This window comes from Stenotrophomonas sp. STEN225 (genome assembly GCF_056756445.1).
This window is the reverse complement of record NZ_JBRRBV010000010.1, coordinates 110885-124345: the sequence shown is the minus strand read 5'-3', so window position 1 is coordinate 124345 and position 13461 is coordinate 110885. Positions and strand designations below refer to the sequence as shown.

Here is a 13461-nt window from a genome sequence, read left to right as displayed (position 1 = left end):
TCGGAGATCGCGCATGACCCGCACGTCCAGAACATGGAAGACAATGATCTCCTGCGCGCTTTTCTGCGTGGCGGCACTGGCCCACGCACAGTCCTCGCTGCCGGCGGACTTTGATGCCCGTGTTCTGCAGGCGATGAAATCCCGCGAGGTACCGGGCATGGCGATCTCCATCGTCAAGGACGGGCAGATCGTGCAGGCCCGGGGATATGGCGTACGCCGCCTGGGAGGCAGCGAGCCGGTCGATGGCGATACGATCTTTCCCACCGGCTCGACCGGCAAGGCCGTTACCGCCGCCGCGCTGGCGATTCTGGTGGATGAGGGCAAGCTGGGATGGGACGACAAGGTGATCGACCACCTGCCCGACTTCCGCATGTACGACCCGTGGGTCACCCGCGAAATGACCGTGGCGGACCTGCTGCTGCACCGCAGTGGCCTGGGACTGGGCGCAGGCGACCTCCTGTTCATTCCGCGCACGTCCCGCACGCGCATGGAGATCGTGAGAGCACTGCGCCATCTCAAGCCCGCCACCAGTTTCCGCAGTGGGTATGCGTACGACAACATCCTGTACATCGTGGCCGGTGAACTGATAAGCCAGGTCAGCGGGCAGTCCTGGGAAACCTTCGTGGCCAACCGGATCTTCAAGCCGTTGGGCATGACAACCGCCGTCAGCGACGAGGCCAACCGGTTCGCCACTGCCAATCGGGTACAACCGCATGCACGCCTGGACGCACGGCTGCGCGGCCTGGGAAAACAGCAGATGCTGCCTGAGCGGGAAGGTCTGGGCCAGGTGGGCGCTCCCGCCGGCGGCCTGTCGTGGAGCGCAAAGGATTTTGCCCGCTGGATGCTGGTGCAGTTGGGTCAGGGCGCGCTGCCCGATGGTGGCACGCGCCTGTACAGCGAGGCCTCCGCACGCGCGATGTGGACACCGCAGGTGCCGACCCCCATCAGCCCCTATCCGGCTCCGATCAGCGACATCACCCCGCAGTTTTCCGGCTACAGCTACGGGTGGTACGTGCAGGACTATCGCGGTGTGAAGGTGATACAGCACGGCGGCGCGGTGTTCGGTGTGATCACGTTCGTCGTGCTGGTACCCGACCGGAAACTCGGTATCGCCCTGCAGATGAACGCCGAGGACGTGGACGTGCTCCGTGGCCTCGGTTACGAGCTGATGGATCATTATCTGGGCTTTGAGCGGCGCGATTGGGTGGGCGCTTTTTCGAGCTGGTACCAGGATCGCCTGACCGGCGGATTGAAGGCACTCAAAGACATGGCGCCGATCGCACGCACCGCTTCGCGTCCATCGCTGCCGGCACGCGGCTACGTGGGTCGCTACGCGGATGCGTGGTATGGCGAAGCGACCGTCGCCGAACAGGGGGGAACGCTCCGCATGGATTTCACCCGCACCCCCAACATGGTGGGTACGCTGCGGCATTGGCAGTACGACACGTTCCGCGTCGACTGGGATGACACGGCGCTCGAACCCGCGTTCGTGACCTTTGCGTTGAACGCGGAAGGACACGTGGCGAACATCACGATGAAAGCGGCGTCACCGCTTGCGGACTTCAGTTACGACTACCAGGACCTCAGGTTCGAGCCGGCCGGGAGATAGGTTTCCTGGCCGCTCCAGGGGCGGGGGCGGTTGCTGCCCTGCGCTCTCACCGGGTCCTTCACGTTGATCCAGGCCACGGCCGGCAACTGGCTGAACTGACTACTACACTGTTGAAGCCCTCTCGCTATTGCGTCACAGTTCGTCACTTCCTATGGAGCTGCCGCATGCACGGAACGACTCAACACCTCAGGATCGCAGCAGCCGGAATCACCCTTATGCTGCTGGCAGCCTGCACCTCTGTTGGCGACATGCGCAGTACCGGACCTGTAGCCACTTTTTCGTCCAATCAGGATCCCTTAGCCGCTGCCACTTGTGTCCGTGACGCATGGGGAGAGGTGAGCATTGGAGGATCACGATGGCAGTATGTGCTTGAGCCCCGTTCCGATGGCTACTCCGTGTCGAACTCCAATGGCGGCGTCCCGGCGGAGTTTGTTGAGGTCGCCCCTCGAACTGGAGGGGGAAGCGATATCAGGTTCTACAGCAAATTCCTGAAGCGCCGACAGGCTCGATACATCGAGGCCGTCACCCAATGTGGTGTCCGCTCACAGTAATCCCAGTTCTTGGTCCTCGCGAAGATCACCCCTTTTGCCGGGATGACTGCCATGCGCTGATTCAACTTGCATGTACTTCGGCCTCCAGCTTGGTCTCGGCCGAAGTTCTGCGTGGCCACAGCGCTGCCTTGATTCGCGCCAGTTCCTCGGCCCCGGCCTCGCCGAGATTCAGCCCAGCTACACTGGGCGCCGACGCAGCGCGCCTCAGTGATTCTGTATAGCTGCGAGGGCCGGGAGGTCGATCGGTTGTCTTGGGGGCTGTTGCCGTTCTGGGCCAAGGCCAAGGCAATGCAGGGCTCATCCAACGGATCCAGGGGAAAGACCTTCCTTCGTCCGCTTGGCGAGCAACTCCATTCCAATGGCACCGAAGGTGTTTGCGGCGCACTCTCCTTGCACTGCGTTATCGACCCTTGCCACCTGAGCAGGGTTGGCTCCGCCGCGCAGCAGCGCACGTAGACGGTCACGTTCGGCGCGAGCAGCTTTCAGCGACATTGAGGGGTACTCGTCGAGGGCGACGATGCTGGCCCTACCGGCTTACCTATAGCGGTAGGGCCAAGCCTTCGACCCCGTCGGACGCACGTCGATGCATAGCCCATTCGAGTCAGCGATCCGGTAGGCCGCTGCCTTGGGCTTCAGTGTGCGAACTTTAGTGTCGGTGAGCATGTGAGTCATCTGCTGGTGAGTCAGGGTCGGCAACTACATATCCTCGACTCACAGCCTGACTCACTCATTTGCGGATGCAGGTGGATGGGAACGGACGCCGATGGACGGTCAAGCGCCGTAAAAAAGCTTGATTTAACACTATCGGACATCCCCGGACTTCACTGGACGTCAATGTGGTGGGCCCACCAGGATTCGAACCTGGAACCAAAGGATTATGAGTCCTCTGCTCTAACCGTTGAGCTATAGGCCCGTGCAACGGGAAAGTGTAGTTGAGTCAGGCCTTCTCTCGCCACCGACCGGCCGCAGAAGCGTGCCTCAGCCGAAACGGTTCCCCATGGCCCGGACCCGAGCTGCATTCTGTCCGGCCACCTCCAGCAGCACCTTGGACCGCAGCAGGCCCGACGCTGCTACCCGCTCCCAGAAATCTACCGCCAGCGGAGCCGCCCAGTGCAGGTGATCCAATTGGCCTGCGCGCCGTGGTGCGACCGGGGGAAGCGGCGTTGTCGCCCGCAGAACGCCGGTTCGCGAGGGGGCCAGGGACATCGGCAGCATGTCGTAGGCAGGGGCAAGCGGCAACGCCCCGCGATCCAGCAGATGGAAGCCGACGTTGCCCTGATGCATATCGGTATTGCCAATCAATTGCCCAAAGGCGTGCAGCCGCGACAGGGCGGTTGCGGTCTCCTGATGGATCCACCGCTGCGCCAGCAACTGCTCACCCGCCTGCCCCCAATCCATGGTTACGTCACCCACATACGCCGAGGACAGGGCCAACAGCGACACGAATCCACGCCGTCCCAGTGTGCCCGGCGAGCGGTCAAACCGCTTCACCTCCAGGAAGGTGTGGCTGTCGGTCTGGATGAGCGACGATTCTGCTGCAGATACACCCGCCTCGCGCAGAACCTCAAGCGCCAGATGCTCGCAGACCAACAGGTCTGCCCACCGCTCGGCAGCCTCCCCCGCGCCCGGCAGGGCGAACTTCACCAGCGCGGCATAGCGGCCGCCATCGTGCTCGACCGTCGCGGTGAACTTGGGCTGTTCGCCGCCGGGCGAGGAGCCGACATCTTCGCCTTCCAGCGCAGCAGTTGCCCATTCGGGATAGCGCTGCTGCCGATCCTCGCTGCGCACGCGGTCCGGCGGTGTGTCCATCGTCGCAAGAGCAGACGAAACCGCGTCCCCGCCCAGCAGCAGATTGCCGACATCGGTACCACCTGCGCGCACCAGCGCCTGAAGGGTGTCGCCAAGCTGCCAGCGGTTGATGTCCTCAGGGAGGCCAAGCTCACGTCCGCGTCGGTGGGCGAACGTTCTTCCCAGGAATCCCTGTGGCCTCAGGTCATCCAGATACCAGGGCAGGCCCGGGAAGTGACCCATGATGTCGCCCTCGGGCGGGCGGACAAGATTCGGACGATCCCCTTGCGTCTGAACGTAGAAGGTGTCGCCGCGCAGTGCCACGACCTGCCCCAGCTCTTCCAGACGACCATCTTCGCGCATGCGGAAGAGAGGCCATTCGCTGCCGGCGGGGGTGTCCTGGCGCTGGGCGTAGGCAGTGGCCCGGGTGCGGCCCAGCCGCACCACCGCGCCTCCCGCGTCGGCGACCAGCCGCCCCAGGGTCGGGCGAGTGATCCCAAGGCCCGCCAGAAGATCGGCCGCCGGCACCACCTGCCCGGGGGGCAGGCGCTCCAGCAGGTCGTTGACCAGGTGAGTGCGGGGACGGGCCATGCACCAATATCGTTACGAGTTAATTTACGTATTCTTGCCACATGGTGAGGCGATGCGCAAGGCTCCGGTCAACACAATCCATTGATTGCCATAGGGTCGCGCGGTTTCACCATCCGAATTAAATTACGAATTAATTTACGAAAAAAAAGGAAAACCCCGCCGAAGCGGGGTTTTCCAGTTCACGACACAACCGCTGGAATCAATCGATATCCAGGAAGCTGCGCAGCTGTTCCGAGCGGCTCGGGTGACGCAGCTTGCGCAGCGCCTTTGCTTCGATCTGGCGAATGCGCTCGCGGGTCACGTCGAACTGCTTGCCGACCTCTTCCAGCGTGTGGTCGGTGTTCATGTCGATGCCGAAGCGCATGCGCAGCACCTTGGCTTCCCTCGGGGTGAGGCCGGCCAGCACGTCACGCACGGTTTCAGACAGATTGATGTTGGTGGTGTTCTCGATCGGGGACTCCACATTGGTGTCCTCGATGAAGTCGCCCAGATGGGAATCCTCGTCGTCGCCGATCGGGGTTTCCATCGAGATCGGCTCCTTGGCGATCTTCATCACCTTGCGGATCTTGTCTTCCGGCATGTCCATTTCCTTGGCCAGCTCCTCCGGCGTGGCCTCGCGGCCGTACTGCTGGAGCATCTGGCGGGAAATGCGGTTCAACTTGTTGATCGTCTCGATCATGTGCACCGGAATACGGATGGTGCGCGCCTGGTCGGCGATCGAGCGGGTGATGGCCTGGCGGATCCACCAGGTCGCATACGTGGAGAACTTGTAGCCGCGGCGGTACTCGAACTTGTCCACGGCCTTCATCAGGCCGATGTTGCCTTCCTGGATCAGGTCGAGGAACTGCAGGCCACGGTTGGTGTACTTCTTGGCGATCGAGATCACCAGGCGCAGGTTGGCCTCGACCATCTCCTTCTTGGCCTTGCGCGCCTTGGCTTCACCGTAGGCCATGGCACGGCTGATTTCCTTCAGCTCTTCCAGGTCCAGCTGGGTCAGCTTCTCGATGTCGATCGTGGCCTGCTGTTCGGCAATGATCTGGTCCTTCACCTCACGCAGCGCCGACGACCACTTCTGCTTGCGCTTCAGTGCGTCTTCCACCCACTCCAGGTTGGTCTGGTTGCCTTCCCAGGAGCGGATGAAATCCTTGCGCGGCATTCGCGCGGTGACGGTGGCCAGGTTCAGCACGCGGCGCTCATGGCTCTTGATCTCGGCCATGGTGTCGCGCAGCTGCTTGGTCAGCACGTCGGTCAGCGGCAGCGGCAGCTTCAGGGTGACGAACACGGCCGACATCTCTTCGCGCAGGCGCGGCAGATTCTTCTTGTCGCCCTTGCCGGCGGCCTTCTTGAAGGCATTGAAGGCATCGCTCAGCGCCTGCATGCGCGCGGCGACTTCCTCCGGGTCCGGACCGGTCGGTGCGGCTTCCTCATCGGCGCCGTCGACATCATCGTCCTCGTCCTCGTCCTCGTCGGCTTCGGCGTCGGCATCGTCGCTGTCATCGGCGGCGGCCGCCGGCGGAGCCGGCTCTTCGTCGGTCAGGTCGTTGAAGCCGACGATCACTTCGGCCAGGCGCTTCTTGCCTTCCTTGTGGGCTTCGTAATCGGACAGCAGCGATTCGACCGACACCGGGAACTGGCCCAGTGCGGCCTGCACCTGGCCCAGGCCTTCTTCGATGCGCTTGGCGATGGCGATTTCGCCTTCGCGGGTCAGCAGCTCGACGGTACCCATTTCGCGCATGTACATGCGCACCGGGTCGGTGGTACGGCCACCTTCGGTGTCGAGCGCGCTCAGCGCGGCAGCGGCTTCTTCGGCCGCGGTGTCGTCGACTTCGCGGTTGCCGGTGTTGCCGTCGTTGAGGAGGAGAGTCTCCACATCCGGGGCAACTTCATGGACATCAATGCCCATGCCGTTGATCATGCCGATGATGTCTTCGATCTGTTCCGGGTCGACCATGTCGTCCGGCAGATGGTCATTGACTTCGGCGTAGGTCAGGTAGCCCTGTTCCAGGCCCTTGCTGATCAGTTGCTTGATTTCGGATTGGGCAGGACGTTCGTTGGCCATGTAGTGCTCGCGCCACCGGCTGGGTAGGAAATAGGGAACGTAGCATTATACCAGCCCGGGGCCCCGCCTGCCGGGCGGTGGTCCCGGCGGCTTCAGGGCCTGAGAAGGAAGGTCACGGGACCATCATTGACCAGGCTGACGATCATATGGGCACCAAAGCGGCCCGTTTCCACCCCTGGCGCGTGATTTTCACGGCAGATGTCGACAAATCGATTGAACCCGCGTTCAGCCTCGGCCGGCGGCGCCGCAGTGGTGAAGCTGGGGCGCATGCCCGACCGGGTGTCGGCCGCCAGGGTGAACTGGCTGACCAGCAGCAGGCCGCCGCCGGTATCGCGCAGCGAGCGGTTCATCTTCCCGGCTTCATCGGCAAACACCCGGTAGCCCAGCAGGCGCTCGGCCATGCGCTGCAGCTGCGGCTCGGTGTCGCCCGGCTCCATCCCCACCAGGGCCAGCAGGCCTGGGCCGATCTGGCCGACGGCCTCGCCATCGACGTGGACGGCGGCCTGGCTGACGCGTTGGATCAGGACGAGCATCTGTGGGTTTCCGGTCAGGGGGCCGGCCACGATAGCAGCGCCCTTGGCTAAACTTGCGTGGATGAACCCGCAACGCAAAGCCCGGCTGGCCTATCGCGCCACCACCCTGTTCACGCGCCTGCCCTGGCCGCTGCTGCGCGGCGTCGCGCAGGCCCTGGCTTGGGCTTGGATCCGTCTCAACGCCCGTGAGAGTCGCGTCACCCGCCGCAACCTGGAGCTGGCCTATCCGGATCTGGACCCCGTTGCGCGCGAGCGCCTGCATCGCGATCTGCTGCGCTCCACCGCCCTGCAGGCCATCGAGACCCTGCGCCTGTGGAGCCGCCCGCCGGCCGAGAACCTGCGCCTGCACCTGAAGCAGCGTCACGGTGAAGCGCTGTATGACGCGGCGCTGGCCAGCGGCAGGGGCGTGATCGTGGCCGCGCCGCACTTCGGCAACTGGGAGCTGCTGAACCAGTGGCTGGCCTCGCGCGGGCAGATCGCCATCGTCTACAAGCCGCCGGAGGATGAAGCCAGCGACGCATTCCTGCAGTTGGTGCGGGGTGGCCAGAACGTGCAGCAGGTGCGCGCCGAGGGCCCGGCAGTGCGCCAGTTGTTCAAGGTACTCAAGGATGGTGGCGCCACCGGCATCCTGCCGGACCAGCAGCCGAAGGCCGGTGACGGCGTGTTCGTTCCGTTCTTCGGTGTGCCGGCGCTGACCATGACCCTGGTCAACCGCCTGGCCGAACGCACCGGCGCCATCGTCCTGTATGGCTGGTGCGAGCGCATTGGGCCGGACATGGAATTCGCCCTGCACGTCGAGCCGGCCGACCCCGCAGTGGCCGACCCGGACCCGCAGACTGCGGCCACCGCCCTCAACGCCGGGATCGAACGCATCGCCCGCCGCGATCCGGCGCAGTACCAGTGGACCTACAAGCGCTATACGCTGCGGCCACCGGGCAGCGGCGAGGATGATCCCTACGCGACCGAGGAACACCCGCACTGAGTCCCACCGTGCCGCCCTGCGACCGGCGGCCGCAGCACGTTGAATACGACGCCGGCGCCCCCATAGAGACTGCGATGTCCGCCTCCCCCGGTCCTGCCATGCCTGCTGCCTCCTCCCTGTTCGGCGACCCGGCCGCGATCCGCTGCGAGCGCGCGGTCGCGGAACTGCGCGCCGGTCGCCCGGTCCTGCTTCACGACGGCCAGGGCCAACGCCTGGCCGTGATCGCGCTGGACAGCGCCACCGCCAGCAGCTTTGCCGCCTTTGCCAGCGCAGCGCGCGAGCGTCATTACCTGTTCCTGACGGCGACCCGCGCCCGCGTGCTGGGGGTGGAGGCACCTGACGGTGTGCGCCTGCCGCTGGCTGGTATCGCCTTCGACGCCCTGCCGACGCTGGGCTACCTGCGCGAGCCCGGGCCGATGCCGGCTCACTGGACCGCAGGCGATGCCTTCGATGCCGGCGCGGTTGAACTGGCCCGCCTGGGCCTGCTGCTGCCGGCCATGGTCGCGGTGCGCCTGGATGCGGGTGATGCGACCTTCGACGGCGCCGCCGACGTCGCCCTGTGCGACCTGGCCGAAGGTGCGGCGCACGCCGCCCACGACTATGAGCTGGTCGCCCGTTCGCCGGTACCGCTGCGCGATGTCGGCATGACCACCTTCGCGGTGTTCCGCGGCGGCGTTGCACAACGCGACCAGGTGGCGATCATCGTCGGCGACCCGGACCTGTCTGCCGTGGTGCCGGTACGCGTGCACTCCTCGTGCCTGACCGGCGACCTGTTCGGTTCGCTCAAGTGCGACTGCGGGGACCAGCTGCGACGCGGTCTGCGCAAACTGAAGGAACTGGGCGGCGGCGTGCTGCTGTATCTGGACCAGGAAGGCCGGGGAACGGGCATCGCTGCAAAGATGCGCGCCTATGGCTACCAGCACGACGGGCTGGACACGATCGACGCCGATGCACAACTGGGCTTCGGCGCCGATGAGCGACGCTATGGCAGCGCCGTGGCGATGCTGCGCGGCCTGGGCATCAGCCGCGTGGCCCTGCTCAGCAACAATCCGACCAAGGCACAGCGCCTGCGCAATGCCGGCATCGAAGTGCTGGACTGCATTCCGGTCACTGGCGAGATCACGGCCGAGAACGAACACTACCTGCGCACCAAGGCCGACCGTGCCGGCCATCTGCTCGATGTCGATGCACTGATCCAGGCGGCGCAGTAGCGCGCCCGACCTGCTACCGTCTGCGCGGTGCGGCTGCGGCCGCCCCGCCTGCCCTGCAGCCCGACGGAGCCCGTGTGACCGACCAGCCTCTTCCTGCTGTGCCCATCAACGACTGGCAGCCGCTGCCGGCCCGCGCCGCACGCCTGGCTGCGCTGGAAGGCGCATTCGGTGGACTGTTCGTGCCAGGCGCACCGCTGGCAGCCGCGTGGTGGTTCTTCGATCTGCCTGCCGGGCTGTGGGGTGCAGCGTCGGGCCTGCTGGTCGGCGCCCTGTTCGGCGCGTGGCTGGGCCATCGCCGCCTGACCCGCACACGCTGGCGCCTGGACGCACAGGGCCTGGGCCTGCGCAGGGACCTGATGTGGCAGACCGAAACGCAGGTACCGGTCTCGCGCGTGCAGCACCTTGATCTGCGCCGTGGTCCGCTGGAGCGGCGTGCCGGCCTGGCGACGCTGATCGTGCACACCGCAGGCACCCGCCTCAGTGCCGTGACTGTCAGCGGCCTGGATGATGCCGACGCCGAACGCCTGCGCGACACCCTGGCCCACCAGCTCGACCAGGACGCCGACGCCCTGTGAGCCAGCCACCGCCCCTGCCGCCCCCACTGCCACGCGGCGGCGACGAACAGCGCCTGCACCCCTGGTCATGGCTGTTCGTGCTGCTGATGCAGCTGCGGCACTACTTCCTGCCGCTGGTCGCGCTGCTGGTGTTCGGCCAGCGCGGCGACCGCGACCCGCTGTGGGCGCAGCTGATGCCGCTGCTGGCCATCGCCGCGCTGGTGGTGGTCTCGGTGCTCCAGTACCTGAGCTACCGCTACCGCATCGGCAGTGATGCGATCACCGTGCGCAGCGGGCTGCTTGCGCGCAACCGCCGGGAAATTCCCTTCGCCCGCATCCACAACGTGGAAGTGCGGCAGAACCCGTTGCACCGGCTGTTCGGCGTGGCCGAGCTGCGCCTGGAGTCGGCCGGCGGCGTGCGCCCGGAGGCAGAGATGCGGGTGCTGCGGTTGGACCAGGCATTGGCACTGGAGCAGCTGGTGAAGCAGCGCGGAAAGGCGCCTGGCAACGCACCGGCTGCCACCGCCGACCCGACCGATGAAGTGCTGCTGCGCATGTCCACTGCCGAAGTGATCCGGCTTGGCCTGCTGTCCAACCGCGGCTGGGTGCTGTTCGCCGCCGCCATCGGTGCGCTGCTGCAGGTGATCCCGCGCCGTTCGCTGGACGGCGTGATCTCCAGCGGAGGACGCGAGGCGTTCGGCTACGCCAGCCAGCTGCACGAGGGCCTTGCCGGCCTGCTGATCCTGGCCGCGCTGGTGCTGGTCGCAGGCTGGCTGCTGATGCGCCTGCTGTCGGTGGTGCTGGCCCTGCTGCGCTATGCCGGCTTCACCCTGACCGAGCAGGAACACCGGCTGACGGTCGCGGCAGGCCTGCTCAGCCGCACGCGCAGCAGCGTGGCGCGCCGGCGCATCCAGGCCTGGACCCTGCGTGAAGGCACCCTGCAACGCTGGTTCGGGCGGCGCCAGCTGCAGATTGACAGCGCTGCCGGCGGCCCCACCCGCGAGGAAGATCGGGCGCTGCGCGAACTCGCGCCGCTGGCACCGGCCGCCGACTGCGATCATCTGGTGCAGCGCCTGCTGCCTCAGCTGCAGTGGCCGCCCGCGCACTGGCAGCCGGTGCCGCAGCGCGGCTGGTGGCGGTTGTGCCTGGGCAGCGTACTGCTGGTGCCGTTGCTGGCCGCCGCGATGTACTGGCGCTGGGGAACACCCGGCCTGCTGGTGCTGGGCTGGCTGCCGGTCGCGCTTTGGGTCGCCCATCGGCAGATGGGCCGCATGGGCTGGCATCTGGATGATCGCTACGTCGCGGTGCGCGGCGGATGGTGGAGGCGCTGGTGGCGCTGGGCGGAACTGGACAAGCTGCAGGGCCTGCGCCTGCAGCGCTCACCGCTGGACAGGCTGCTGGGCACGGCCAGCCTGCAGTTGGACACCGCAGGCGCGCATGGTGATGTGGCCCTGGCGCTGCATTACCTGCCGCACGCACAGGCACGGGCGCTGATGGCGCAGCTGGCCGCCGCGCTGCCGCGCCGCAAGCTGCGCTGGTGACCCGTTGCCGCCCTTCCACGCCTGGCGTGGATCTACTGTAGAGCCGAGCCCATGCTCGGCTTGCCACAGCCGAGCGTGGGCTCGGCTCTACATCCCCCGATCACCGCTGTGATGGCCCCCAGTAGCCCAGATCCCTGCGGATCTGCAGGTCACGCATCCAGCTGCCGAAGGGTTTGCGGCGCAGCGCGCCCATCTCGCCGGACAGGAAATCCTCGGTTGCGGCAATCACCCGCTCACTGGAGCGGCCGTCACGGTACGGATGGATCGCGTCGGCATAGCGCACGATCTCCGCCTGCAGGACGGCATCCGGGTGCAGCGCGCGCTGCAGCATGACGGGCAGCTGCGCCGGCACGTCGAAATCGATCATGTGCGGTTTCGGGACGCGGTTGCGGAAGGTCACCACCGGCTTGTGCTGGACGATGAACTCCGAAACGATCGAAGACGTATCGGACACCAGCACATCAGCGGCGCGCTGTGCGGCCATGACCTGCTCCGGTTCGATGAAGCGGGCATTGGCGCCGGCCAGCGCACGGTAACGCTCGAACAGCTCCGGCGGGCACTTCGGGTGCAGGGTCAGCAGCCAGTAGCGCTCCCCGGCCGCGATGTCGGCGGCGATCTGCGCATGCAGGTGCGGGGCGGCGCTGAGCCGCTCGGTGAAGGTCGAGCCGAACAGGATCACCGGACGACCGCCCGCCGCTGCGCGCAGCGCGGCGCTTTCGCCACCATCGTCGCGGAACAGCGGGTCCAGCTTCGGCCAGCCGGTCTCGGCCACCGCGAAGTGGCCCTGCAGGGCGGCGATGTCGCGGAACGGCGCGGTGGTGGCCGGGCCCTGGGTGCAGTACAGGTCGAACATCCCGCGTACCCGGAAATGGCCACGTGCGCTGTCGCGCTTCTCCACGTTGAAGCCATGGAACAGCTGCACCTTGGCACCGGACAGGAACGTCGGCACCCAGTTGGCCGCGCTGTACACCGCGCGCGGGCGCATCGCCAGGGCCTGCTTCAGGCCGATCACGGGCACGCCCGGCAACTGGCTGCCGGCGGCGCCACCTTCGAACCAGGCAGCCACCTCCTGCCCGGACGCGTGCAAGGCCTGCGCCAACGGGGCGAGAATAGGCAGCGCATAGCGCTCCGTCGCAAACAACAGGTACCCGGCCATCATGTCCTCCACGACCGCTCCCATCGAACGGCCTCGCATCTCGGCGTGCATTATCGCGTTCAACGAGGCCGGCCGCATCGGCGACTGCCTGGCCTCGCTGGCCTTCTGCGACGAGATCATCGTGGTGGACTCGTATTCCAGCGACGCCACCGTGGCCATCGCCGAGGCCGCCGGTGCCCGCGTGCTGCAGCGGCCGTTCGATGGCTTCCGCAGCCAGAAGGCGTTCTGCGTCGAGCAGGCAGCACATGACTGGGTGGTGTGCCTGGATGCCGACGAGCGCATCAGCCCGGAACTGCGCGCCTCCATCGAACAGGCCCGCGAGGGGGGATTCAGCGGCCACGCGGGCTACCGCTTTGCCCGCCTTTCAGAGTATTTCGGCCGCTTCCTGCGCCACGGCAACGCCTATCCGGACCGGGTGATGCGCCTGTTCGACCGCCGCCGCGGCGGCTGGCGCGGCACCCGTGAGATCCACGAGGCCGCCAGCGTCGATGGCAGCGTCGGCACCCTGCGCGGTGACCTCATCCACTACCCCTACCGCTCGCTGCAGCAGCAACTGGCCAAGACCGAGAAGTACGCGCGGATGATGGCCGAGCACGAGTTCGCACGCGGCAAGCGCGCCACCCTGGGCAAGCTGGTGCTGGCACCGGCCTGGCGCTTCTGGCGGGGATTCATTTTCCGCGGCGGTTTCCGCGATGGTTGGCACGGCCTGGTCTATGCCTACGTGCGTGCCAACTACGTGCGGCAGAAGACCATCATGCTGTGGATGCTCGGCAACGGTCAGGCGGTGGCCGACCCGCCGCAGCCCTGATCCGCCGGGCATGGCCCGGCGCTACCGCTCCCGTGCACCTGCGTGCGCCGGGCATGGCGGTGCAGGGGTAGCGCCGGG

At 66.5% G+C, this 13461-nt stretch carries 10 protein-coding genes, 1 tRNA gene and 1 pseudogene; 6 read left to right on the top strand and 6 right to left on the bottom strand.

The window, feature by feature from the left end; all coding sequences use genetic code 11:
- Nucleotides 1–13: 13 nt before the first annotated feature.
- Nucleotides 14–1609 carry a serine hydrolase gene (locus tag ACVOJ1_RS11995; protein ID WP_263175950.1) on the top strand — a complete coding sequence of 532 codons (1596 nt, stop codon included), beginning with the start codon at nt 14–16 and terminating at the stop codon, nt 1607–1609.
- Nucleotides 1610–2457: 848 nt separating this feature from the next.
- On the opposite strand, the pseudogene ACVOJ1_RS11990 reads toward ACVOJ1_RS11995, so the two are convergent.
- The 5 genes and pseudogenes from ACVOJ1_RS11990 to dtd all read right to left on the bottom strand — a co-directional run bounded on the left by ACVOJ1_RS11990 (nt 2458) and on the right by dtd (nt 7131).
- Nucleotides 2458–2823, bottom strand: a pseudogene (locus tag ACVOJ1_RS11990) (Arm DNA-binding domain-containing protein).
- 174 nt (nt 2824–2997) lie between these two features.
- Nucleotides 2998–3073: transfer RNA gene (locus tag ACVOJ1_RS11985), tRNA-Ile, on the bottom strand.
- Between the two features lie 65 nt (nt 3074–3138).
- Nucleotides 3139–4539 (bottom strand): type II toxin-antitoxin system HipA family toxin YjjJ, encoded by a 1401-nt coding sequence (yjjJ, locus tag ACVOJ1_RS11980; protein WP_253119235.1) that lies wholly within the window; start codon nt 4537–4539, stop codon nt 3139–3141.
- A gap of 199 nt (nt 4540–4738) precedes the next feature.
- Entirely contained in the window at nt 4739–6598 is a 1860-nt protein-coding gene (gene rpoD / locus ACVOJ1_RS11975) for an RNA polymerase sigma factor RpoD (RefSeq protein WP_346480473.1), read from the bottom strand.
- 92 nt (nt 6599–6690) lie between these two features.
- A complete protein-coding gene (gene dtd, locus ACVOJ1_RS11970) occupies nt 6691–7131 on the bottom strand; it encodes a D-aminoacyl-tRNA deacylase (RefSeq protein ID WP_053517128.1) in 441 nt (146 codons plus the stop codon).
- Between the two features lie 61 nt (nt 7132–7192).
- On the opposite strand from dtd, the gene ACVOJ1_RS11965 reads away from it, so the two are divergent.
- The 4 genes from ACVOJ1_RS11965 (at nt 7193) to ACVOJ1_RS11950 (ending at nt 11419) form a co-directional block, all read left to right on the top strand.
- A complete protein-coding gene (locus ACVOJ1_RS11965) occupies nt 7193–8113 on the top strand; it encodes a lauroyl acyltransferase (RefSeq protein ID WP_065174456.1) in 921 nt (306 codons plus the stop codon).
- Nucleotides 8114–8187: 74 nt separating this feature from the next.
- Nucleotides 8188–9324, top strand: coding sequence for a GTP cyclohydrolase II RibA (gene ribA / locus ACVOJ1_RS11960; RefSeq protein ID WP_279941955.1), 1137 nt, complete (start codon nt 8188–8190; stop codon nt 9322–9324).
- 74 nt (nt 9325–9398) lie between these two features.
- The gene (locus ACVOJ1_RS11955) at nt 9399–9899 is read left to right on the top strand and encodes a PH domain-containing protein (RefSeq protein ID WP_053517123.1); all 501 of its coding nucleotides are present in this window, start codon (nt 9399–9401) and stop codon (nt 9897–9899) included.
- Nucleotides 9896–11419 carry a PH domain-containing protein gene (locus ACVOJ1_RS11950; protein WP_277381113.1) on the top strand — a complete coding sequence of 508 codons (1524 nt, stop codon included), beginning with the start codon at nt 9896–9898 and terminating at the stop codon, nt 11417–11419. Before ACVOJ1_RS11955 ends, ACVOJ1_RS11950 begins: the two co-directional genes overlap by 4 nt.
- Before the next feature lie 100 nt (nt 11420–11519).
- Here ACVOJ1_RS11950 and ACVOJ1_RS11945 read toward each other — a convergent pair whose 3' ends face one another.
- Complete coding sequence (locus ACVOJ1_RS11945; protein WP_346480487.1) at nt 11520–12578, bottom strand: CDP-glycerol glycerophosphotransferase family protein; 1059 nt, start codon at nt 12576–12578, stop codon at nt 11520–11522.
- Between ACVOJ1_RS11945 and ACVOJ1_RS11940 the strand changes: the two genes are divergently transcribed.
- The gene (locus ACVOJ1_RS11940; protein WP_053517120.1) at nt 12577–13383 is read left to right on the top strand and encodes a glycosyltransferase family 2 protein; all 807 of its coding nucleotides are present in this window, start codon (nt 12577–12579) and stop codon (nt 13381–13383) included. The genes ACVOJ1_RS11945 and ACVOJ1_RS11940 overlap by 2 nt on opposite strands.
- The last annotated feature ends 78 nt before the right edge of the window (nt 13384–13461 follow it).

Coding starts and splice junctions, on each gene's coding strand:
- ACVOJ1_RS11995 (WP_263175950.1), top strand. CDS start 14: ATGACCCGCACGTCCAGAACATGGAAGACAATGATCTCCTGCGCGCTT.
- yjjJ (WP_253119235.1), bottom strand. CDS start 4,539: ATGGCCCGTCCCCGCACTCACCTGGTCAACGACCTGCTGGAGCGCCTG.
- rpoD (WP_346480473.1), bottom strand. CDS start 6,598: ATGGCCAACGAACGTCCTGCCCAATCCGAAATCAAGCAACTGATCAGC.
- dtd (WP_053517128.1), bottom strand. CDS start 7,131: ATGCTCGTCCTGATCCAACGCGTCAGCCAGGCCGCCGTCCACGTCGAT.
- ACVOJ1_RS11965 (WP_065174456.1), top strand. CDS start 7,193: ATGAACCCGCAACGCAAAGCCCGGCTGGCCTATCGCGCCACCACCCTG.
- ribA (WP_279941955.1), top strand. CDS start 8,188: ATGTCCGCCTCCCCCGGTCCTGCCATGCCTGCTGCCTCCTCCCTGTTC.
- ACVOJ1_RS11940 (WP_053517120.1), top strand. CDS start 12,577: ATGTCCTCCACGACCGCTCCCATCGAACGGCCTCGCATCTCGGCGTGC.
- ACVOJ1_RS11945 (WP_346480487.1), bottom strand. CDS start 12,578: ATGATGGCCGGGTACCTGTTGTTTGCGACGGAGCGCTATGCGCTGCCT.